The 22,879-nt window shown below is 55.5% G+C and carries 24 protein-coding genes; 19 read left to right on the top strand and 5 right to left on the bottom strand.

Annotated features, from left to right (window positions below; translation table 11 throughout):
* The first annotated feature begins 29 nt into the window (after positions 1 to 29).
* From MICA_RS03415 to MICA_RS03385, 7 genes are all read left to right on the top strand, one after another.
* Positions 30 to 1,547 carry a carboxypeptidase M32 gene (locus MICA_RS03415; protein WP_014102290.1) on the top strand — a complete coding sequence of 506 codons (1,518 nt, stop codon included), beginning with the start codon at positions 30 to 32 and terminating at the stop codon, positions 1,545 to 1,547.
* Between the two features lie 218 nt (positions 1,548 to 1,765).
* A complete protein-coding gene (locus MICA_RS03410; RefSeq protein ID WP_014102289.1) occupies positions 1,766 to 2,866 on the top strand; it encodes a microcin C ABC transporter permease YejB in 1,101 nt (366 codons plus the stop codon).
* Positions 2,867 to 3,907 carry an ABC transporter permease gene (locus MICA_RS03405; RefSeq protein WP_014102288.1) on the top strand — a complete coding sequence of 347 codons (1,041 nt, stop codon included), beginning with the start codon at positions 2,867 to 2,869 and terminating at the stop codon, positions 3,905 to 3,907.
* Between the two features lie 108 nt (positions 3,908 to 4,015).
* A complete protein-coding gene (locus MICA_RS03400; protein ID WP_014102287.1) occupies positions 4,016 to 4,816 on the top strand; it encodes a hypothetical protein in 801 nt (266 codons plus the stop codon).
* 142 nt (positions 4,817 to 4,958) lie between these two features.
* Positions 4,959 to 5,696: a hypothetical protein gene (locus tag MICA_RS03395; RefSeq protein ID WP_014102286.1), complete on the top strand. Its 738-nt coding sequence runs from the start codon at positions 4,959 to 4,961 to the stop codon at positions 5,694 to 5,696.
* A 76-nt stretch (positions 5,697 to 5,772) separates the two neighbouring features.
* A complete protein-coding gene (locus tag MICA_RS03390) occupies positions 5,773 to 6,966 on the top strand; it encodes a M20 aminoacylase family protein (RefSeq protein WP_014102285.1) in 1,194 nt (397 codons plus the stop codon).
* A gap of 166 nt (positions 6,967 to 7,132) precedes the next feature.
* Positions 7,133 to 7,750: a GNAT family protein gene (locus tag MICA_RS03385; protein ID WP_014102284.1), complete on the top strand. Its 618-nt coding sequence runs from the start codon at positions 7,133 to 7,135 to the stop codon at positions 7,748 to 7,750.
* A gap of 32 nt (positions 7,751 to 7,782) precedes the next feature.
* Here the strand turns inward: MICA_RS03385 and MICA_RS03380 are convergent, their stop codons facing one another.
* The gene (locus MICA_RS03380; protein WP_014102283.1) at positions 7,783 to 8,340 is read right to left on the bottom strand and encodes a hypothetical protein; all 558 of its coding nucleotides are present in this window, start codon (positions 8,338 to 8,340) and stop codon (positions 7,783 to 7,785) included.
* A 135-nt stretch (positions 8,341 to 8,475) separates the two neighbouring features.
* Between MICA_RS03380 and MICA_RS03375 the strand changes: the two genes are divergently transcribed.
* Positions 8,476 to 10,098: an ABC transporter ATP-binding protein gene (locus MICA_RS03375; protein ID WP_041793772.1), complete on the top strand. Its 1,623-nt coding sequence runs from the start codon at positions 8,476 to 8,478 to the stop codon at positions 10,096 to 10,098.
* A 7-nt stretch (positions 10,099 to 10,105) separates the two neighbouring features.
* On the opposite strand, the gene MICA_RS03370 is transcribed toward MICA_RS03375, so the two are convergent.
* Positions 10,106 to 10,957 carry an esterase/lipase family protein gene (locus MICA_RS03370; RefSeq protein WP_014102280.1) on the bottom strand — a complete coding sequence of 284 codons (852 nt, stop codon included), beginning with the start codon at positions 10,955 to 10,957 and terminating at the stop codon, positions 10,106 to 10,108.
* Between the two features lie 166 nt (positions 10,958 to 11,123).
* On the opposite strand from MICA_RS03370, the gene rpsU reads away from it, so the two are divergent.
* The 3 genes from rpsU to MICA_RS03355 all read left to right on the top strand — a co-directional run bounded on the left by rpsU (position 11,124) and on the right by MICA_RS03355 (position 12,168).
* A complete protein-coding gene (rpsU, locus tag MICA_RS03365) occupies positions 11,124 to 11,333 on the top strand; it encodes a 30S ribosomal protein S21 (protein WP_041794280.1) in 210 nt (69 codons plus the stop codon).
* 153 nt (positions 11,334 to 11,486) lie between these two features.
* Positions 11,487 to 11,702 carry a hypothetical protein gene (locus tag MICA_RS03360; protein WP_014102278.1) on the top strand — a complete coding sequence of 72 codons (216 nt, stop codon included), beginning with the start codon at positions 11,487 to 11,489 and terminating at the stop codon, positions 11,700 to 11,702.
* 112 nt (positions 11,703 to 11,814) lie between these two features.
* Positions 11,815 to 12,168, top strand: coding sequence for a hypothetical protein (locus MICA_RS03355; RefSeq protein WP_014102277.1), 354 nt, complete (start codon positions 11,815 to 11,817; stop codon positions 12,166 to 12,168).
* 14 nt (positions 12,169 to 12,182) lie between these two features.
* On the opposite strand, the gene MICA_RS03350 is transcribed toward MICA_RS03355, so the two are convergent.
* Positions 12,183 to 14,033, bottom strand: coding sequence for an aminopeptidase P family protein (locus MICA_RS03350; RefSeq protein WP_014102276.1), 1,851 nt, complete (start codon positions 14,031 to 14,033; stop codon positions 12,183 to 12,185).
* A 100-nt stretch (positions 14,034 to 14,133) separates the two neighbouring features.
* On the opposite strand from MICA_RS03350, the gene MICA_RS03345 reads away from it, so the two are divergent.
* Positions 14,134 to 14,586: a J domain-containing protein gene (locus MICA_RS03345; protein ID WP_014102275.1), complete on the top strand. Its 453-nt coding sequence runs from the start codon at positions 14,134 to 14,136 to the stop codon at positions 14,584 to 14,586.
* Positions 14,587 to 14,592: 6 nt separating this feature from the next.
* On the opposite strand, the gene MICA_RS03340 is transcribed toward MICA_RS03345, so the two are convergent.
* Together MICA_RS03340 and MICA_RS03335 are read right to left on the bottom strand one after the other, a co-directional pair.
* Positions 14,593 to 15,447 carry a hypothetical protein gene (locus MICA_RS03340; RefSeq protein ID WP_014102274.1) on the bottom strand — a complete coding sequence of 285 codons (855 nt, stop codon included), beginning with the start codon at positions 15,445 to 15,447 and terminating at the stop codon, positions 14,593 to 14,595.
* 99 nt (positions 15,448 to 15,546) lie between these two features.
* Positions 15,547 to 16,164 (bottom strand): hypothetical protein, encoded by a 618-nt coding sequence (locus MICA_RS03335; RefSeq protein WP_014102273.1) that lies wholly within the window; start codon positions 16,162 to 16,164, stop codon positions 15,547 to 15,549.
* A gap of 130 nt (positions 16,165 to 16,294) precedes the next feature.
* Between MICA_RS03335 and MICA_RS03330 the strand changes: the two genes are divergently transcribed.
* The 7 genes from MICA_RS03330 (at position 16,295) to MICA_RS03300 (ending at position 22,845) form a co-directional block, all read left to right on the top strand.
* Positions 16,295 to 17,194, top strand: coding sequence for a UTP--glucose-1-phosphate uridylyltransferase (locus MICA_RS03330; RefSeq protein WP_014102272.1), 900 nt, complete (start codon positions 16,295 to 16,297; stop codon positions 17,192 to 17,194).
* 13 nt (positions 17,195 to 17,207) lie between these two features.
* Positions 17,208 to 18,644, top strand: a complete 1,437-nt coding sequence (pgmG, locus tag MICA_RS03325; RefSeq protein ID WP_014102271.1) for a phosphoglucomutase/phosphomannomutase PgmG — start codon at positions 17,208 to 17,210, stop codon at positions 18,642 to 18,644.
* A gap of 16 nt (positions 18,645 to 18,660) precedes the next feature.
* Positions 18,661 to 19,299, top strand: a complete 639-nt coding sequence (locus MICA_RS03320; protein ID WP_014102270.1) for a histidine phosphotransferase family protein — start codon at positions 18,661 to 18,663, stop codon at positions 19,297 to 19,299.
* Positions 19,300 to 19,453: 154 nt separating this feature from the next.
* Positions 19,454 to 19,819, top strand: coding sequence for a response regulator (locus MICA_RS03315; protein ID WP_014102269.1), 366 nt, complete (start codon positions 19,454 to 19,456; stop codon positions 19,817 to 19,819).
* Positions 19,820 to 19,825: 6 nt separating this feature from the next.
* A complete protein-coding gene (locus MICA_RS03310; protein ID WP_014102268.1) occupies positions 19,826 to 20,692 on the top strand; it encodes a CheR family methyltransferase in 867 nt (288 codons plus the stop codon).
* Between the two features lie 182 nt (positions 20,693 to 20,874).
* Positions 20,875 to 21,504, top strand: a complete 630-nt coding sequence (locus MICA_RS03305; RefSeq protein ID WP_014102267.1) for a glycine zipper domain-containing protein — start codon at positions 20,875 to 20,877, stop codon at positions 21,502 to 21,504.
* Between the two features lie 24 nt (positions 21,505 to 21,528).
* Positions 21,529 to 22,845, top strand: a complete 1,317-nt coding sequence (locus MICA_RS03300) for a hypothetical protein (protein WP_014102266.1) — start codon at positions 21,529 to 21,531, stop codon at positions 22,843 to 22,845.
* The last annotated feature ends 34 nt before the right edge of the window (positions 22,846 to 22,879 follow it).

The raw sequence follows: 22,879 nt of genomic DNA, 5'->3' as shown, positions 1-22,879 counted from the left end.
AATAACGCAAGACAAACAGGTCAACGGCCATGACACATACCGCCTATGAAAAACTGAAAGATCGTTTTCGTACCATCGCCAATCTGGGCGGTGCGGGCAGTATTTTATACATGGACAGTATGACCGCCATGAAACCGGGCAGCGACAATGACCGGTCCGAACAGATGATGGCGTTGGCCAGTGCGGGCCACATGCTGCTGACCGATCCGGTGGTGAAGGACTGGCTGGATGAAAGCGAATCCAATACGGCTTCTCTGTCCCCTGCGGATCAAAAAAATCTGTATCTGATGCGCCGCCAGTGGATTGCGGCCACCGCCTTGCCGGAATCGCTGGTGCGTGAAATCGCCCGGCTGGAAACCGAGGGCAACACCATGCACACCCAATACCGCGCCAGCGGCAACTGGGCGGTGATGAAACCCGTTTACGAACAGGCCTTCAAAACATCGCGCGAAGTCGGCTTGATTTTGAAAGATGCCCTGGGGTTCAACAGCGCGTATGAAGCCCTGCTGGATAAATTCAGCCCTGGTTTGAAACTCTCCACTGTCGAAACGGAATTTGCGAAACTGGAATCCGCCCTGCCCCCCATGATTGCCGAGGCGATGGACCGCCAGAAGGCGCAAAAGAAAATGAAGCCGCTGGGAACCATCCCGGTGGAATATCACCATGCGATTGCCAAGGATCTTTTGCGCGCCCTTGGTTTCGATCATGACCGCGGCGTGTTTTACACGGGCGACATGCATCCCTTAAGCGGTGGCACGCCGGATGATTCCCGCCTGACCACGCGCTACAACCCCGATCACATTCTGGACGGGCTTTATACCGTCGCACACGAAACCGGGCACAGCCTGTATGAACAGGGATCGCCCCGCGCATGGCGGTACCAGCCCGCCGGCCACACCATGGGCATGGATGTGCATGAAAGCCAGTCCATGATTCTGGAGTATCAGGCCTGTAAAATCCCGGAATTTATCGGGTATCTGTCCACGCTGGCGCACCACCATCTACCACGCAAATACCGCAAGGGTTTTACCCCAGACAATCTGGCCCGCCATATCTTCCACGTTGAACCCTCCTTCATTCGCGTTGCGGCGGATGAACTGACGTACCCCGGCCATATCATCCTGCGTTACAACATCGAACGCGCGATGATTGAGGGGGATATGACCATCGACGATCTGCCCGGTGCATGGAATGACGCGATGAAGAAAACTTTCAACCTGACCCCGCCGGATGCGTCCAAGGGGCATATGCAGGATGTTCACTGGCCCAGCCTGTCCGCCGGATACTTCCCCGCCTATACGCTGGGGGCGATGGGGGCGGCACAGTTTTTTTCCGCCGCCGTGAAAGTCAACCCGTCGTTGCCCGCCGAAATCGGCACGGGCAATTTCCAGACCTTGAAAACATGGTTGAACACCAATGTGCATAGCCATGGGTCCTTGCTGAGCCAAGACGAATTGTTCACATCCGCCACGGGTGAAGCGCTGAACGCCACCTATTACCTGAACCATTTGTCGCGGCGCTATCTGGGCCGGGATTGGGCACCCTAACAAAAACTGGTCTCTCCACACATATTGTCATTCCCGTTGTCATTCCCGCGAAAGCGGGAATCCATGGGGTAGCTGATGAATTGTATGGATTCCCGCTTTCGCGGGAATGACAATTTAGAATTACGGAAAAATATAAGCTGGGGGTGGCCCGTGAAAATGCACACCCCGCCCTTGGCGTAAGGCCCACAATTTCCTAATCTTTCGGCATGTCATCATCCATGCTGTCTTACATTCTGCGTCGCTTGCTCCTCATGATTCCGACGTTGTTCGGAATCCTGCTGATCTCGTTCATCGTCATTCAATTCGTCCCCGGTGGTCCGGTGGAACGGATGATCGCGGTGATGCAGGGGCATGGCGGTGGCGCGACCGACCGTTTCACCGGTGCGGGCGGGGCCGACATGGCCATGAACGCCATGCAGAATGTTGGTGAGGGCAGCAAGTATCGCGGCAGCCAGGGCCTCGACCCCGAATTTATCGCTGAACTGGAAAAGCTCTACGGGTTTGACAAGCCTGCGCCAGAACGCTTCTGGATCATGCTGAAAAACTATCTGCGCTTTGATCTGGGTGAAAGTTACTACCGCAATATTTCCGTGGTCGATCTGGTGCTGGAAAAAATGCCGGTGTCGATTTCACTCGGTATCTGGTCCACCCTGTTGATCTATCTCATCTCCATTCCGCTGGGCATTCGCAAGGCGGTGAAGGACGGATCGAAATTCGACGTCTGGACATCGGCTGTGGTCTTTATCGGCTATGCCATTCCATCTTTTATGTTCGCTATTTTGTTGATCATCGTCTTTGCGGGTGGGCGGTATTTCGACATTTTCCCGCTGCGCGGTCTGGTGTCCGAAGGCTGGGCCACCATGCCGATGTGGAAACAAATCCTCGATTATTTCTGGCACATGGCCCTGCCCGTGACCGCATTGGTGATTGGCGGATTTGCGGGCCTGACCATGCTGACCAAAAACAGCTTTCTGGATGAAATTAACAAACAATACGTCCTGACCGCACGGGCCAAGGGCCTGACCGAACACCGCGTTCTGTACGGTCATGTGTTCCGCAATGCCATGCTGATCGTCATTGCCGGGTTCCCGGCGGCGTTTCTTGGCCTGTTCTTCACCGGTGCCTTGCTGATCGAAGTGATTTTCAGCCTCGATGGCCTTGGCCTGCTGGGGTATGAATCCATCATCAACCGGGATTATCCAGTGGTGCTGGGCACGCTCTATGTCTTCTCGCTGATCGGTCTGGTCATGACGCTGATCCGCGACATTATTTACGTGAAGGTTGATCCGCGCATCGATTTCTCGGCGAGGTCTGTGTAAATGAAACTCTCTCCCCGCCTCTCCCCTCTGGCTCGTCGCCGCCTGCACCAATTCCGCGCCAACCGCCGCGGGTATATCAGCTTCTGGATCTTCCTGACCCTGTTCGTGCTGGCTATGGCCGCACCGATCTTGGCGAATGATAAACCGTTGCTGATTAAATATGATGGCGGGCTGTACATGCCCGTCTTGAAATCTTACCCCGAAACCACATTCGGCGGCGATTTTGAAACCGAGGCCGATTACCGCGATGCCTTCGTCTCCGATCTGATCGCGAAGAAAGACGGATGGATGATCTGGCCGCCCATTCGCTATCACTACGACACCATCAATTACAACCTGCCCGTCCCGGCCCCGTCATACCCGACGCGCGATAACCTGCTCGGCACCGACGACCAGGGCCGCGACGTTGCCGCCCGCGTCATTTACGGCTTCCGCATTTCTGTTCTGTTCGGCCTGATCCTGACGATTGCCAGCTCGATCATCGGCGTGTTCGCGGGCGCGATGCAGGGGTATTACGGCGGCTGGCTCGACCTGATCATGCAGCGGATCATTGAAATCTGGTCCAGCATGCCCAGTCTTTATATCCTCATCATCTTCTCGGCCATGTTTGTGCCGGGGTTCTGGACGCTGCTGCTGATCCTGCTCGCCTTCTCGTGGGTGTCGCTGGTCGATGTGGTGCGGGCGGAATTTCTGCGCGCGCGGAATTTTGATTATGTGCGCGCGGCCAACGCGCTTGGCGTGTCCAACGGCACCATCATGCGCCGTCACGTTTTGCCCAACGCCATGGTCGCCACCATGACCATGATGCCCTTCATCCTGACCGGGTCGATCACGGCGCTGACCTCGCTCGACTTCCTCGGCCTTGGCCTGCCCCCCGGTTCGGCGTCGCTGGGCGAATTGCTGGCACAGGGGAAAAACAACCTGCAGGCCCCGTGGCTGGGCCTGACGGCCTTTGTCACGCTGGCTCTGATGCTGTCACTTCTGACCTTTATTGGTGAGGCGGTCCGGGACGCCTTTGACCCCAGAAAGACGAATTTATAAGTAAAATCAAAACACTACTGCAGCGCACAGTCTAAATTTGACGGACGGACCCACCCTCGCCTAAAGTCCGCGTCCCAAATAAACATAACGAATCGGGAGCAAGCGCCAATGACGCTGACAAACGAATTTAACCAGCCCGCCGACCTGCACCTGCTGGTGCGCATGTCCAAACCGGGTGACGAACAAATGGTGCGTGATTTTTACAGCACCTTTAAACATGAGTTCGTCGATGACCGCGATCACACGATGCTGGATAAATACACGGCCGACGGTCGCGTGATCCTGTTCCTTAACAAAGACAATGGCCAACCGGTTGCATCTTCCATCGCACTGAGCCACAACATCGACCCGGCGAAAAAAGCCCCGACCAAGAAAGCCGCATGGACCGAAGTGGGTGCCACGCACATCACGCTGGGGGGATTTAACCTGTCCTCTTTTATGGTGAGCGCGCAGATCATGAACGAAATGTTCAAACGCCCGCCGGTTCAATTTTTCTTCGCCGACATTTACAAAACCAACAGCAAGGCCAGCACATTGCTGAGCAAGGTCATCGGCTGGGACTTCTTCGTTCCGAATGATGATTTGTGGGATTCCACGGGCTTCCGCCATGAGGAACATTTGCTTGACTGGTTGCGTTGCACGACCAAGACGCTGCCGCACCAGGCCAAGCTGTTGCTGGAAACTATGGACAACCCGAAAATCGTCAACCACAAAACGGGCCAAGCCGTTCATCTGGATTTGAGCGAGATGGGCTGGTTGAAAACCCGTCGCAAGGCGCTGGAAAATATTGCCACCGGCCCGGTGTCCGCCATCCTGCTGGACCCGGCTGCAAACCAGAACATTGAGTGGGCCGCAGGCACCATGCCGAAACGCACCGCGAAAAAGGCTGGCCCGACCCCGCAACCGTAATATTCGCATAATAAGTTCAGAAAGCGGCCCTTTACCAACGTGTGAAGGGCCGCTTTTTCATGCCCCCGAATCCCCCTATACTGATCCGCACAAACGACGATGTGCGGACCAACCGCCCGTCAAAAATGGGGAGAGACCAGCCATGACACCGTTGCCGGGTAAACTGACACTCGAATTTTCACGCGCGGCGGATAAACCCCGTTTGATGTATATGTTCAACCCGGCGGTGAAAAATGTGTCTGACCCGAGCGGGTTTGTGGCCCAACGTGAACCCGCCGTAATCGATCACGCCCTGGCCCGTGGTGGCGTGTTATTCCTGAACGATGAACACGGCGAAGCGCAAACGGTCACCGCCACCTATCACCTGCACGATAAAAACCAACCACGCACGCAACGCCATCGCTATACCGAGGTGGGCACAACGCTGGCCCGCCTGCCCGGTTTTAACAGCGCGCGTCTGGCCATCACCGCCATGACGCTGAAAGAATGGTGGACCGCCGCCCCGCGTGAACGGTTTATTGCAGAGATTGATGTGGCCAACAGCGGGTCACTGCACACGTTTTTTAATGGCCTGAAATGGAAACATGTCACCGATAAAAATAAGACAACAGCTTTGCAATCTTTGTGCGACGAAGGCCTTGCACCATCCGAACGCGGGCTTCCTGTCGAATGGTTTACCACCACCCCTGCCGTGCTGAAAAACCAGGCCCGCATCCTCCTTGATTTCATGGATCAGGGTGGATTGATCAACAAAAAAACCGGCACGCTGATCCCGGTTGATTTTTCTGCACTGGATCATGTTGGCCTGACCCGTAAGCGGCTGGAGGCCATGGCCGCCGGAACGTTAAAACGGCGCGATTTATTGGCCATACAGCCGTAAAAATCGCCTGTTTAGGCTGGAAAACCGTTTCAAAAGGGCTATGATTGGTCCCATTCAATGAAAGATGGAGACTCAAATGCCCGTTTTGAACCGCGCTGCCGATATGAAAGATGAAATCGCCGCCCTGCGCCGTGAACTGCACCAAAATCCGCAAACCGCGTATGAGGAAGAATTTGCGTCCAACCTGATTGCGCAGAAACTGACCGAATGGGGCATTTCGTTCAAGCGCGGTTATGCCACCACGGGCATTGTTGCCACAATCGAAGGACAATCAACAACATCCGGCAAAACCATCGGCCTGCGCGCGGATATTGATGCGCTGGATATCGTCGAAAAATCCGGCCAGCCATGGGCATCGAAAACGCCGGGCAAGATGCACGGATGCGGCCATGATGGTCACACCGCCATCCTGCTGGGCACCGCGAAATATTTGCAGGAAACGAAAAATTTTGACGGCAAGGTTCACCTGATCTTCCAACCGGCGGAGGAAGGCGGCCGCGGTGCGGATAAAATGATTGAAGATGGCCTGTTCAACGATTTCCAATGCGATTCCGTTTACGGCCTGCACAACTGGCCGGGATTGCCGTTGGGCCGCATGGAAACACGTGTGGGTCCTTTGATGGCCAACGTGGATGAATTCGTCATTGAAATCACGGGCAAAGGCGGTCACGCCGCCATGCCGGAAAAAACCATTGATCCGGCCATCTGCGCTGCGCATCTGGTCACCGCCCTGCAAACCATCGTCAGCCGGAACGCCGCCCCTGTTGACCCGCTGGTGGTCAGCGTCACCAACATCAATGTCGGCACCGGCGCATTCAACGTGATCGGCGACAGCGCGAAAATGACCGGAACCGTTCGGTCCTTCACCGAAGACATGCGCCAATTCGCCCGCAAACGGATCGAAGAGATTTGTGCAGGCATTGGCGCAACATTCGGGGCAAAGGTGGAAATGACCGAATTCATTTTCGGCACCGACGCCACCATCAACACCGAAGCCGAAACCCATTTCGCCGCATCCTGCGCCGCCAAGATTCTGGGGGCCGACAACGTCAGCACCAAGGCCGATTTGTGCATGGGCGGCGAAGATTTCGGATCGTTCCTGAAGGTCAAACCGGGCGCCTATGTCTTCATGGGCCAGGGCACGAAACAGGACAGCCCACATAACCACGGCCTGCACAGCCCGTTCTATGACTTCAACGACGACCTGATCCCGATTGGGATGAGCTATTTCACCGCCCTGGTGGAAGAGGCTATGCCCCTGAAGAAATAACCTTTTTAGGTTTATGACCCGCTATAGGGGGCCGCTCGCATCCGGGCGGCCCCATTTTTTTCCGCATTTCTTTGCCGCAGGGCACAATTTATTTTGACGGCAAGCCCCTGTTTTGTATAGAGTTCCGCATCGCAAATTTCGATAATAAAGGAGAAACACCCGACGCATGAACACAGCATTGAAGCGCGCCTTTGTTCCCTTGGCTGCCCCATCTGCTCCGCTCCTTGCGGATGCGCCTGCTGTGATTGCGTCCGGTATCCTGCCCAAAACGGGCGAAGCCTACACCGTCCAATGGCTGAGCACCGCGCACATTCCCGCTTTAATCACATTGCAGCACATTGCCGCTGATCAGGAAATCATCCCGCGTGATGCGACCTACTTTGGGGCTCTCTTTGCCAACGGTCATGCTGCATTGGGTGTGTTCAATCAATTCGGCATGATGATTGGTGCGGCCACAATTCGCAACAGTGTGGGCCCCATTTCAACACTGTGCGCGGCGCTGGAAACAACCGATCAACACACAACCACCCATTCCATTTTCGGAACTGTCATGACCCATCCCGATTATCGCGGCAACGGGTTGATGGGTCGCATGATTGATCAATGGATGGATTATGCGCATGCCTGTGGAACCGTGAATTTGCACGCACGGTTGCGCACGACAAATGAAAACAGTTTGAAAAATTTCCTGCGCAAAGACTTCAACATCGTGGCCGAAGGCCCCAGCCCGGAAGACGCAACCCGCACGGTGTATTTCGTTCACCGCATGCTGGCACCTAAATAAAACAAAACCCCCGTTTTATCGGGGGTTTTTTATCAGGCATATTTATCAAGAAGCTTTTTGGCCGCGTCACTCAGCTCGGTTTTAATCTCCTGCCCCGAGGCCAATGTTTTGGAACGCTCCAACATCTTCTCCGCACTCAGCGGTGCATTGGCCTTCTCAGCATTCAACTTGTCCAACTCTGCCTGCTTTGCGGCGGCCTCGTCTTGTGATTTTTTCAGCTTGGCCTGCTGGCTTTCCACCAGACCGTAAATTTCATCTTCCAACGATTGCATGATCGCACCCGTCGGGTCCAACCCGGGCAGCGTGGAATACATGTTCAATTGGCCCTGCAACTGCGCAACCTTGGCGTTGATATACCATTCTTGTTCGGTATAGGGCGTGGATGTATCGGGTTTGGATGCGGCTTCTTGCTTCAACAATTTCGCGACAGGACTAAGGTTGACCGTGTCTGTGGTCCCCTTCTCCATCTCGGCAATCATCTTCTGGATTTTGCTCATACCCGCCGTGCTGCCGGACTCGGCAGCGGCCTTGGATCGCGAGAGCAGATCCTCAACGGAATAGAGTGTGGTGTTTCCGACTTCTGTCGCCATAACCTTGATCCTGAAGGGCCTTGATTCCTGAAGAAACCAGTATGCCTATATTCTAGCCGATTTTCCGGGGGAAAGGGTTAATTCTTGTTAAGATTTCGGCTGTTTTGACACGGTTTCGTGTGCTTCAATGGGGGTATGAGCGATATCCTTTTACAGATTCAAGATCTTAGCATCAGTTTCCACACCCCGTCGGGCCCGTCCCACGCGGTGAGGAAGACGTCTTTTTCGGTGTCCGCCGGGGAAACGGTGGCGTTGGTGGGCGAAAGTGGATCGGGGAAATCGGTCACCGCTTTATCCATCATGCAACTCCTGCCCTATCCGTTGGCCAGCCATGGCGAAGGATCATCCATCCGTTTTCGCGGGCAGGAATTGATCGGCGCAGGTGAAGACGCGATGCGGTCTTTGCGCGGTTCCAAGATCGGCATGATTTTTCAGGAGCCAATGACATCGCTCAACCCGCTCCATTCCATTGAACGCCAGATTGGCGAAGTCCTGATCGTGCATCAGGGCATGAGCAAGGATGCCGCCCGTGCGCGCATTCTGGAACTGCTCGACCTTGTCGGCCTGCCGCAATTGAAAGACCGCCTGAACGCCTATCCGCACCAACTGTCCGGCGGGCAGCGTCAACGTGTGATGATTGCCATGGCGCTGGCCAATAACCCCGATTTGTTGATTGCGGATGAACCGACCACCGCGCTGGATGTGACTGTGCAGGCGCAAATCCTGGAATTGTTGCAGGATTTGAAAAATCGTTTGGGCATGGCGTTATTGCTGATTACGCACGACCTCTCCATCGTTGAACGCATGGCCGATCGCGTGTGTGTGATGAAGGATGGTGTCATGGTCGAAAACGAACCATCCGCCACATTGTTCAACGCGCCGAAACATGATTATACGCGCATGTTGCTCTCCGCCCGCCCTCGCTCCACACCGCCGGCCATCAATGACAGCGCGAAAACCGTTCTGAAGGCGACAGACATTCGCGTGCATTTCCCGCGTAAGAAAAACTGGGCCGGAAAAACAACCGAATGGGTGCGTGCCGTGGATGGCGTGTCCCTGTCCGTCAAACAGGGCCAGACCATCGGCATCGTCGGTGAATCGGGCAGCGGGAAAAGCACGCTGGGCCTCGCTTTGCTCCGCCTGATCCAATCGACCGGACAGATTGAATTTAACGGCACCGATATTTCAAAATTCGACCGCAAATCCATGCGCCCCTTGCGCGAAGATATGCAAATCGTGTTTCAGGACCCGTTCGGCGCCCTCTCCCCCCGTATGAGCGTGGGGCAGATTATTGGCGAAGGTCTGGAAATCCATCGCCGCGAGTACAGCGCATCGCAACGCGAAGATATGGTTGTCGCCGCCCTGCGCGATGTGCATTTGGACCCCGACACGCGCCACCGTTACCCGCACGAATTTTCGGGTGGTCAGCGCCAGCGTATCGCCATCGCCCGCGCCATGGTTCTGCAACCCAAATTCGTTATGCTGGATGAACCGACTTCGGCGCTGGATGTTTCGGTCCAGGCACAAATTGTCGATCTGCTGCGCGAATTACAGGACCGCCATAACCTGGCCTATATGTTCGTTTCCCACGATCTGCGCGTGGTGCGCGCCATGGCGCATGATCTGATCGTGATGAAGGATGGCAAGGTGGTCGAACAAGGCCACGCCGGCGCCATCTTCGACAATCCACAAGCCGATTACACCCGCACCCTGCTGGATGCGGCGCTGAATTTAAAAGCACGGCGCGAAGCTGCTTGAAATACGATCAAAACACCTTCGAATGCGGACCGTGCGGGCGCTTCGGGCGGTACGGCATTTCGTATGTTTCGTGGGCCTGGGCCTGCGGATAGCCTAAATCGGCATATTTCGCGCGATCAAACGGCACCCATGTGCCCGGCTTCTGGCTCAAACGATCCATCAGTACGGTGACGGATTGTTTGTTCATGCCCAGCCCGATATGGCTGGATTGCACTTCAACATTCTCTGCATTCTCCGCCGGGGCGGTGATGCATTGGCGCCAGTTCACAACACCGTCATTCTGCGAATACACGGCCGTGGTCGGCACGGGCAGCGGTTCCATCAAATGATCGGTGAGCGGCGCACGTCCGACGAAATCGCGACGGCCACCATAGAGCAAATGGAATGCCTTCAACAAAACGCGCACAGACAATTCGGAGTGGTCATCATCGGCCCCGAATGGTGCCCCCAGCGTAATCACCTGATCCACCTGATCCGGAAAGGCCCGGGCCAGTTCGCGCGCAAACACACCGCCCAGCGAATGCCCGACCAAAGTTACCTTCTGCCCCGGGAATTTCTTCGACAGCATTTCCAACTGTTCGCGGCATTGGCGCAACGCGCCCTCGCTCGGCCCAGCGTTCAAACCGCCGCCCCAGCCATGGGCCTCAAACCCCTTGTCCCGCAAAAAATCGCGCAGGATTTTGGTGCTGATATCGCTGGCCCCAAAACCGGGCACAATCATCACCGGCCGCCCATCCCCCGGCGGGGTCAGGTCGATCAGTTCGTCACGTTTTCTGAAAAAATCGTAGACTTCCGCCCCGGCCCGGACCTGTTCCGTGAACGTGTTTAACAATCTGGGAAGCCCCAATCGTTTGCCCATAAGCGCCCCTGTCCCTTGAATTTATTATACTTTTTTATATTTGTCGGTATTTCAGCCCAGAATGTCCCATTCTGTCCAGCTTTATTCCCCCTTTTTCCGGATTTTCCCCTTGCTATCCGCCCCCGTAATGGTTAAAACCGGGCATCTTATTGATCAGAAAGGGGTGATTTCGTTGGTTAGCGTACATGTCCGCGACAATAATGTCGAACAGGCTCTGCGTGCTCTGAAGAAGAAGATGCAGCGCGAAGGCATTTTCCGTGAAATGAAGATGCGTCGTGATTTTGAAAAGCCGTCGGCAAAACGCAAGCGTGAAAAAGCTGAAGCCGTGCGTCGTTGGCGCAAGGTTGAGCGCAAACGCCGCGACCGCGAGGGCTAGACCCACGACCTTTCTGCATTGCGCAGGTTTTTAAAACCCCGGCCACACGCCGGGGTTTTTCTTTACGCTCTTTATTTTCTTGCGCCTTTTTAAGCGCCCTTGCTAGGGTCGGGAGCAATATCCTTAAAACCCCAAGAACGAAGGATTTTGCCCATGAAATACGTCAAAGAAACTCTGGTTGGCCTTGCCTTCTGTGTTGCCACCGCCGCCGCGATGTCCGGTCAGGACAAATACACCGCGGCCCCGGTTCGTTTCGTTCCACAACCGTACCCGAACGTGACGGTCAAGGACCCGCTGTTCAAGGCGGGCCCGATTCCGGCCGCGACGAAGCCGGCGCAAGAGCCGCTGTTTAAGCCGCGCACATTCTGATCCTTCAAAAAAAACGGGCCGTGATGCGGCCCGTTTTTTATTTCTTTCCCCCTGCCCCGTATTTTTGTAACCTGCTCCCCATAATCAAAAAATCATAAATAACGGGGATTTCATGATGAAAAAAAGCCATAAAACCGGATTAACCATGACCATTGTGGGCGGCACGCTCTGCGCCGCCTTTGCCTTCGCGTATTACGACTCGCTCACGGTTGATGCGGAAAAAATGGATATCACCTGCACCAACCAAAATGGCACGCTCACCCACTACGAAGGGTACCGCAGCAAACGCCAGGGCGCGACGGACAGCGTGAAGCTGAGCCTGGGCGGATTTGTCACCATCGTCAGCGATGGCCGCGATATCGCCACATACGCCAAAGACAAATGTGACATCCACTACCACCCGGAAACGGAAATTCCATCCGACCGTTTTTACAAGGGCTCTATGCCCGTTACCCCGAAACCGTAATTAGGGCCCAATGATTACGGTTGGGGCATCGCACCGCGGGCGGGTTGTGCGCGCGGTGCCTCAGGCTTTTTTACAGGGGCGCACGCTTCTTTCAGCCACGCACGATCCGTTGCATCCAGATGCGGGCCAATCACCTGCTCCACCTTCGCATGATAATCGTTGAGCCATTTCAGCTCGTCCTTGCTCATCATATCGGCACGGATCAAGCGGCGGTCATACGGGGCCAAGGTCACCGTTTCAAAGAACATGCGCCCACGGCTGTCTTTTTGCGTCAGAATCAAGTTCTCAATCCGAATGCCATAGGCTCCGGCCTTATAATATCCGGGTTCATTCGAAATCAGGGTACCGGGCATGAACGGGGTTTTGCGGGCCGATGAGATCCCCGCCCCGTCTTCATGCACGGCCAGATAACAACCAACACCATGCCCGGTGCCGTGACCATAATTTAATCCGGCGTCCTTCAACGGCTGGCGCGCCAGTGCGTCAATATCGGCGGAGAGTGTTTTCTTGGTTGGTCGCGCCATCGATACAGCAATGTGCCCACGCAAAACGCGGGTATAGTTTGCACACACTTCGGGATCGGGATTACCCACGGTGATCGTACGGGTGATATCGGTGGTGCCATCCAGATATTGCGCACCGCTGTCCAGCAACAAAATACCCGGCGTATCGATCTGTTTGAATTTTTCCGGCGTGGCACGGTAATGCACAATCGCCCCGTTTTCCGCCCACCCGGCAATCGTATCAAACGATGAATCACGATATTCAGGGGCCATACGGCGGAATTGCTCCAAACGGTCGGCCACATCCAGTTCGGAATATGTCCCTTTGTGCAATTCACGATCCGCCCACGCAAGGAATCGCGTCACCGCAACGCCATCACGAATATGGGCGTTGATAATCGCGTGTTGTTCGGCGGGTGTTTTTTGTGCTTTCGGCATAATGATCGGGTCTGTGACATCCTTCACCGTTGCCCCAGCGCCTTCCAGTACTTGTTGGAACCAGATTGATGCGCGGGCGAAATCCAGCCCGATGGCTTTCTTCCCCGCTTTGGCCGCACGGGCCAGTTTCTCCATCTCATGCTCCAGACCAATCGGATCAATGATCTGCACCTTGTTCCCCAGATGCGGGCGCAACACTGGCGGTGTCAGCTTCGCCGGATGGATATACCAATCCACACGCCCATCGTCATAAATCGTGGCATAGGACAGCGCCAGCGGCGTATGCGGCACGTCGGTGCCGCGAATATTCAGCAACCACGCAATCGAATCCGGCTTGGTAATCACCATCGCGTGCAGTTTTTCTTTCTTCACCACGGCGGCAATATCATCGCGCTTTTGCGCGGCGGATTTTCCGGCAATCGCTTCCGGGAATTCTTCGACATTATTCATCGGCATGCCCGGGCGATCGCGCCAGGCCGCATCCAGCGGATTGCGCGACACAGCCTTAAACGTCACACCATGATTGGCCAAATCATCCTTGAATGCTTTGATCTGCGCCGGGGTATGCAATTTGGGATCATATCCAATCACGGCCCCTGTCTTCACATTGTGGGCGATCCATTCCGCAACGGTACCGCCTAATGTTTTCTTGCCATCCATAATGGCGGTGTCAAACAACGCCGCATCCGTCTGGTCCACGACCTGTAATTCATACCGGGAATCCGTCACCACCACGGCCTTGTCCGTACCAACGGCGGCCATGCCCGCCGATCCGGTAAATCCGGTCAACCACGACAAACGCTCGGCCCCGGCGGGAACGTATTCCCCCTGAAATTCATCCGCGCGCGGGACCAGGAACAGGTCGATCCCTTCCTGAACCATATGGGCACGGACATCGGACAGGCGGCTGGATGGTGCGGACATGACGTTGGCCTTTTTTTGATTGTGTGTCATAGGGTAGAATACTAGCGGCACCGCACGCGGTGTCCATGTTTTTTAACGACAATACGGGCGGGGAAAACCAATGCCTTATATTCTGGGTGTTATCGCGCTGTTGCTGGCCCTGTATGGCCTGTACCAATTCATGCTGCACGCCAACACGCATCAGGTCAAAAGCCTGTTTCTCTCCGCCGCCGTGCTGGGCGTGGCCATTGCGGTTGTTTTGCTGGCGTTAACCGGGCGGTTACCGGCGGCGATTGGGGTTCTGGCCGCCCTCGCCCCAATCATTATGGGAATTTTGCGCGCGCGCACCGCCAAACCCGCCACACCCAACGAATCCCGCCCACCCCGCAGCCAGGACCTGACCCGTGCCGAGGCCCTCGATATTCTCGGCCTGTCCGGGGAACCGGAAGAAAAAGATATTCAGGACGCCTATCGCCGCCTGATGAAATCCATGCACCCGGATCAGCAAGGCAGCCCCTGGGTCGCGGAACGGTTGAACGCCGCGCGGGATCGGTTGTTGAAGAAAAAACCGTAGTGTTTTTTAAGGCACCGGATTGGGGGCCGGTGGCGTCGGTGATTTGACCACGCATGTTTTTGCAAAAATCGGATTTTGTAAGACCACCGCCATGGCGCGTTTCAATTCATCCTCATCAGCACATTTGACAAATTGCTGGCTTCCCTGATTGGGGCCACTTTTCGGACGACCGCGATCATCCAGTTCCGTGCTCCAGACAAATTTTTCCAGACCCAGCGAATCCAGATACGTGCCAATATAATACGTCCCCGTGCGTTCACGGTGCATGACACCAAACGCGTGCCCCATGATATAGGCCGCTTGCTGACACCCATCGACCGTGCCGAACGGATAACCGCGATCCATGGAAAATGTGCCGACAAATCTGTGCAACAATGCCACATTGGCCGCATCCACACGCGCCTGTGGATCATCGACCAGATTTTGAAAGCCGGCGATCTGTGCACGAAAGCCGGCCTCATCCACGCCGTTATCTTCATCACACAATGATACGGCGGCAAACCACCATGTGGACGGCGCATCGGCATCACGAATGACGGGCGTAGTACCAGAAAAATCAATCCCCGCGCGCAGAGCCAGCACCGCACCCGGCGTATACGCCGCATGCAACGTCGCCAGCAGAGCCTGTGCATGTCTGGGGACAAACCCCAGCGCACAGGCCAGACCCGGATCAAACCCGGCGCACACGCGATCCCCCTCGGGAATGCGGTCGGTCATGGCATGAGTGGAATCAAGTGTTGCGGGCCAATTACCCAGATGCGCCATGATCGGGGCCAGTGATGCCGCCCGGCCAATAATCTCGTCGATCGGCTGCGTCGCCACGTCGCGCGGATTTTGGGCCTTAATGATCATGCGGTACATGTCAAAAACCTTCTGAAAATATATAAAAAACGCACCCTAGCCGAATGGCGGATGCGCTGTCAAAATTCAGGTTTTGGGGAATAAAATCAGGATACTGACTTAAACCCCCGGCCCGTCCACCAATCCAAAACGGCGCAACAAATCCTGCCCCTGGGGCTCGGCCTTGACCGCTTCCTGGCGGAACGCCTCTTCATCCATCGGATACAATGCCCGCGCCCGTTGGGACACAGCTTCATTAAACTGGTCAACGCGCTCTTCGGACAGGGGTTTCATGTTGCTGATCCGCGCCAGCGGGTCCATGAAATTCGGATCACATACCAAAAGCTCAGCATTCTCGGGTTTCATCTGCACGAACAATGTCGGTTGCCCCCATTGGTCCGTGCGCGGGTTATCCTCCATCGCTTCGGCCAGGGCATCATTTTCTAAAAACCCTTCCATGGCTTTTTGAATGGCCTGCGTGGCCCGGATCATATGGTCGCGAACGTCGGAAAATTCCGGGTCCTGTAATGTCTGGGTCATTGCCAGAAGGTATTTATTTGAGCGCATACCGCTCATCATATTACCCGCCGCATTGTTGAACATTTGCGCCACTTCGCTCTGCGCCTTTGGATCCTGTCGAACCCGGTCGCAAATCTGGTCCACGACGCGGGCATCCACCATGTCCCGCCCGGCCAGAAAGTTTTCAACATCGCGTCGTGTTACATCTTCAGGTCCCATGAGCGAAATCTTATATAAGGGGCATTACTGAAACGTTAATACGGAAAAAGAAAAGCCCCACCCTTGAAAACCCCCCGCCCCTATGCCTTAATCCACTCACTTCATAATAACCTTTGGATTATGGCAACCGATGAGCGCATCGAAACAATGGAAGCCCATTCGCAAAGCCGTCCTGCCCGTTGCCGGGCTGGGCACGCGTTTTCTACCCGCGACGAAAGTCATGCCAAAGGAAATGCTCCCCCTCGTCGATCGCCCACTGGTTCAACACGCGATTGAAGAAGCGCGCGATGCGGGCATCGACGAATTCGTCTTCATCACGGGCCGGTTCAAGGAAATGCTGGAAGAGCATTTTGATTACCAGCCCGAACTGGCCGCCCTGCTGGAATCCCGCGGCAAACCGGATATGGCGGAGAAGGTCAAAGCCTCCGAAATTCCCGCCGGGCAATTGTTCCTGACACGCCAGCCCAAACCGCTGGGCCTGGGCCATGCCATCTGGTGCGCGAAGAAACTGATCGGTGATGATCCGTTTGCGATCTTGCTGCCCGATGATGTTGTGCTGAATCCCGGTGGTCCCGGATGTCTGGCCCAGATGATTGAAACCTATAATCAAACCGGTGGAAATCTGGTCGCCGTGATGGATGTGCCGCGCGAAAAGACCGCCAGCTACGGCATTCTTGATATTAAATCCGATGACGGTAGACGCGTGGATATTAAAGGCCTGGTCGAAAAACCGAAGCCGGAAAACGCCCCCTCCACCCTGTCCATCATTGGCCGTTATATCCTGCAGCCGGAATTGTTCACCTATCTCGATAAATTCGAAAAAGGTGTAGGCGGGGAAATTCAATTGACCGACGCCATGGCCAATTTGATTGGCCAGCAACCGTTCCACGGACTGCGCTATGACGGGCAGCGTTACGATTGCGGCAGCCGCGTGGGCTTTATCGAAGCCAATATCGCCTTTGCCATGCATGACCCGGAAATCGGCGACACCGTCAAATCCATCATTAAAAAACACGCCCAAAATCTGTAAGGGGGATTTCACCATGACAACCGCAAACACAGCGAAGAAGACAGACATGACACAAGCTGCTTTCAATTTTGATCAGGAAATTTTGCGCGAATACGACATTCGCGGTCAGGTTGGCAAAAACCTGTCCGAAGATGTGGCCTATGCCGTTGGCCTGTCCTATGGCACCTATGTCCGCCGTAAAGGTGGCAAGACGGTTGCACTCGGCTTTGATGGCCGCGCATCCAGCCCGGTTTTGTCCGCGGCGGTTGTGCGCGGTTTGATGGCGGTGGGATTGGATGTCACCGATATCGGCCTCGGCCCCACGCCGATGCTGTATTACGCGGTCAAACATTTGAAAACCGATGCCGGGATCATGATCACCGGGTCGCACAACCCATCCGATTACAACGGCTTTAAAATGACCCTGCAAACCGGTCCGGTCTACGGCCCGGCTGTGCAGGAAATTGGCCGCATCGCCCGCGAGGGCGATTACGAAACCGGCGAAGGGTCCGTAAAAGAATTCGACATTCAGGATATTTATGTCGATCGTCTGATGGCCGACCTGAAGCAAACGGACAAACCGCTGAACGTCGTTTGGGATTGCGGCAACGGTGCCGCCGGGGAAATCACCCGCCGCCTGACCAAAAAACTGCCGGGCAAGCATATCCTGCTGTTCGATGAAATTGATGGCACCTTCCCCAACCACCACCCGGACCCAACGGTCGACCACAATCTGGAAGATTTGATCAAGTGCGTGAAAGACAACGGCTTCGATCTGGGCATCGCCTTTGACGGCGACGCCGACCGCATTGGCGCGGTGGATGAAAAAGGCGGGATTTTGCGCTGCGACTCCCTTATCACCATCTATGCCCGTGATGTTTTGAAACGCCACCCGGGCGCAACCATCGTCGGTGATGTGAAATGTTCTCAGGTTATGTACGACGAAATTGCCCGTCTGGGCGGCAAACCGGTGATGTGGAAAACCGGCCACTCGTTGATCAAGGCGAAAATGGCGGAAGAAAAATCGCCGCTGTCTGGTGAGCTGTCCGGCCACATCTTCTTCGGTGATGGTTGGTACGGGTTTGATGATGGCTTGTATTGCGGCATTCGTTTGATGAACGCCGTGATTGATGCAAACGCCCCGGCATCGACCCTGACCGCGCATTTGCCGCAAATCTTCAACACCCCGGAAATCCGGTTCGAAGTGGACGAGGTGAAGAAATTTGATCTGGTGGCCTCCGTCGTGGCATCGGTCAAGGCGCAAGCCGAAAAAGATCCATCCATTGCCGTGAATGATATTGACGGCGCCCGCGTAAACACGAAAGATGGCTGGTGGCTGTTGCGCGCCTCCAACACGCAAAACGTGCTGGTCACTCGCGCCGAGGCCCAAAGTGCCGATGCACTGGAACGCCTGAAAGACATGGTTCGCACAGAAGTCGGGAAAATTGGTTATGACGTCAGCTTCGCTTAAGGAAAAAGAATCCCCCATGCACAACACAATGATTGACGCCACGGTTCTGGAATTACTGGCGTCCCGCATTTGCCACGATTTGATCTCTCCGGTCGGGGCCGTGAATAACGGCGTCGAATTTCTGGAAGACATGGGTGCCGATGCCGGGGACGAAGCCATCGCCCTGATTTCCATGAGCGCCCAGGCCGCCGCCGCGCGGTTGCAGGTGTTCCGCCTCGCCTATGGGGCGGGTGGCCGCGACCCCAACATTAAACCGTGGGACATTCACAAGACGTTCGACAATTTGATCACCGCCGATGGCAAGATTAAACAAAACTGGGATGCCCGCGCGGTATTCGCCGATGTCGAATTGCCGGAAGGGTTCTGCAAAATCCTGACCGCCACGTTGATGCTGGCCGCCGAATGCATGCCCAAGGGCGGCGCGATTGGCGTGACCCATGAAAACGGCGAAACCCGCGTGATTGCCGGTGGCCCCGATGCCGCCCCGCGCGCGCAGGTCCGCGAAGCCCTGGCCGTTGAGCTGGACCCCGCCGATCTGGACCCCCGCTTGGTTCACCCGTTTGCCACGGGCATTCTGGGCCGTCAGTACGGGTTGAATATCACCATCGAAAAGGCTGGCGACAGCATGGTGACATTCCTGATCAAACGCGCTTAAGTCCGCGCTTTATTTTCCAAAACCCCGGCAATCCTTCTGGATGGGCCGGGGTTTTTGTTTGGGCATTAAATCCCCTTTAAGAAACAGATGCCTAGAATGACCGGGCGGGCGTTCCCCGTTTCTTTTAATTCATAATGATGCAGACGGGCCCCCGATGAAATCATGTCTTGTGATCGACGACAGCCAGGTGGTGCGCAAAGTGGCCCGCCGCATTGCCGAACAGGCCGGATTCAAATGCATTGAAGCCGATAATGGCGTCGAGGCCTTCGAAATTTGTGAAAGCGCCATGCCTGATGCCATCGTGCTGGACTGGAACATGCCATCCATGAGCGGAATCGAATTTTTGGAACGCCTGCGCGGCATGAAAAACGGAAAACATCCAAAGGTCATCCTCTGCTCTGCCGAAAATGATTCCTTTCATGTTGAACGCGCGATCAAGGCCGGAGCCGATGAATATGTTATGAAGCCTTTCGACAGCGAAATCCTGATGTCTAAATTCCTGCAAATCGGTTTGGGGTAGGTCTGGATGAGGCTGGCTGATTTTGAAATGTACCGTGAATTGTTGCACCGTCACACCGGCGTTGATTTGACGCCGGATAAATCATCGCTGCTGGATGCGCGACTGACCCCGATTGCAAAAAAATGGGGTTATCCGACATTTGAATCCATGACGATCGCCCTGCGCGGTGTGCCGGAAAACGCATTGATCATCGACGTGGTCGAAGCCATGATGATGAATGAAACCATGTTTTTCCGCGACGCGCGCCCATTCGAAGATTTAAAAAACACCATCATTCCCTATCTGGCCAAGGAACGGGCAAAATATAAGTCCCTGCGCTTCTGGTCCGCCGGGTGTTCAACAGGGGAAGAGCCCTATTCCATCGCCATGGCAGTAAAGGAATGCGGCACGCCGTTAAAAAATTGGGACATTGATATTATCGGCACCGACATCTCGCACAGCGTCCTATCCAAAGCACGCGAAGGGCATTATTCGCAATTCGATGTCCAACGCGGCCTGCCCAGCCCGATGTTGATCAAATATTTTCATCAGGCCGATGGCGGTGGCTGGCAACTGGACCCATCGATCATGAACATGGTCGATTTCCTGCATTCCAACCTGCTCGACCCCGTTCGTGATCTGGGGCCGTTTGATGTGATTTTCTGCCGCAATGTTTTATGCGCCATGGATGATGCGGCCCAAACCCGCATCCTCGACAACCTCGCCCGCACACTGGAGCCGGATGGCTTCCTGATTCTGGGGGATGAGGAAACCCTGCCCACCTCCTGCGTCTCCCTGCGCCCGCTGCCTGATCTGCCCGGATTCTACGGTCCGGCCGATGGCACGCACCGCATGGACCGGCTGGAGAAATTAAAGAAGACCAGCGGAACGTAACGCCCCCACCCCGCCACCGCCCTTTTAAATCATTATAAAACAATCGCTTATCCGCAAACCAAAAATAAAATTATGTAAATTTTTAAATATTAAGACCTTGTTTACCTATTTTCCGTATGGTGAGGACACAATAACAAGAAGAAAAAACATGTTTGTGTGACGGTAATTCGAGGGAGCGTAGCATGGGTGCATTATCAACAACCTTCAAACTGGCCGGCAAAGGTTTGGGATTTGGGATTTCGAACCCGATTAAAACCGGTATTGGCGCCACATTCGCAACCGATGCCATCACAGGCCAGGGCATAGGCACCACGGCTGGCAACCTCATCCCCGAAGCTCTCGATCTGGGTCAGGACGCAGCGACAAATTTCATCGCCGGTGCAACGGGCACGGCAGGTACGACAGCGGTACAAGATCCAACTGTATCCAGCGACGGGACCACGCTGAATCTGGGCACCACATTTAACCAAAATGCAAACCCGATTGCCGGCCTCATGCAGAGCATGGGCGCTGCCTTTGGCAACAACCCGGGAGCCGCAATCGGTGCAGCAATTGGCGCACTCAGCGGCGACGGCATCATGGGCCGGATTGTCGGCATGATTATCGGTGCCGTTCTGGGTGGCGTGATCGGCAAATTCGCAGGGCCTGCCCTGAACGGTTTGATGAACAATGATGGTCCGCAAAGCGGAACCGCCGCACAGTTTAATCCGGCGGCCTTTGGCCTGCCGAGCGGCCCTGCCCCCGCGGCATTGCAGGCCGATATCGAACAACAACCGAAACCGGCCCCGCTGGCCTTCACCCCTGCTGGTTAAGGTTTGATCGAGGAGCGTACCATCATGGCTGACATTCTTGCTTTACCGCATATCGCAGATGAGGCCCTCTTCGCTGGCGAACGCCTGATCGACAACGTCGCCGTCGCCGCAAAGGGTGGCGCCGGTGTCCTGTCCAAAATCGGGCGAGTGGCAACAATAGGTGGAAAAGGTGTGCCTCTGCTGGGGGCGGCCTTTAACGGGGGGGCTTCCTACTTCGCCAACGAACGCGCCGAACTGGCCGCGGACACAGGCTTGATTTCACAAGACGCGATCAATCCAATTCGTGCAGCATTAGCAGGATACACTGCAACCGGGTTTGGCGGTGTATTTGCCATGGCCGCAACCGAAACCGGCGGCGCAGTTGCCTTTGATGCCCTGCTCTCTGAACTTGATGTGGATCCGGTCATGAGCCGCATGATCCGTCCGGAATTTGTCAGCGATCTGGCCATGGACCCCAGCCTGAGTGCCGAGGAATGGGCCCGTGTCGAGCAAAAATATTCCCCGGAGCAAATGGCCAAGACCTATGCCGATATTCAAACACGATTTGAATTGCCCGCGACCGTCAATCTGGGTCAGGGCCGCGTGATCAGCATGGCCGATGCCATCCGCAATGACGAGATTTTCGAAAAAATCGAAGAGTATTACGATGATGCTGGCAATGAAAAAGCCCTGCGCGGATTGGAAGCCATGCGCATGGCCGCCAGTGCCGAAGCCACGGCCCAGCATTGGCTGACCACCTTCCGCCCGGAACAAGACCCGAAGGGCGCAGAATTGTCCGCCGCCGCAACAACAGACGCCGCACGCGAAGCCGAGGCCGCACGCATTCTGGCCGCCGAACGCGCCGCGCGCGATACCCAAGTTTCGCAACCAACACCGCAGACATCTTTTGCACAAGCCGCGCAAGCGCCTGCATCGCCGGCACCCGGAATCCAAACCCCGGCCCCGCAAGCCAGCCAACAAACCGCGACACCGAACGCAGGCGCCAATATGGCCAACGGATTTATGGACATGCTGGAACGCAACGGTGCATGGAGCCTGATCCCGGCCGTTCTGGCCCTGGGTACGATGAGCAATTTTTCCCAAGGACGCGGCATGGGCGGCATGATTCAGGTGGCGATGACCACGTTGATCGTTGGCGCCTTGATTTGGGGCGCGGAAAAAATGGGCCTGTCGGCACCGGGCATCAATACGGGCAGCTTGCGCGAAACCTTTGGCCTCAGCGCCAGCGGTCAGACAGCCGCCCCGCAACCCGCTGTGGTCGCACAAACACCGGATACGGAACAGGATGTGGCCCGCCGCACAGGTGTCAATTTGGCCTATGCCCCGCCAATGCCGGGTTAATCTGTGCCGATTCAAAGGATTAGAAACGGCGGAA

Origin of the sequence: Micavibrio aeruginosavorus ARL-13 (genome assembly GCF_000226315.1) — a bacterium.
Classification (GTDB): Bacteria; Pseudomonadota; Alphaproteobacteria; order Micavibrionales; family Micavibrionaceae; genus Micavibrio; species Micavibrio aeruginosavorus_B.
This window is presented reverse-complemented; position numbering and strand designations above follow the sequence as displayed.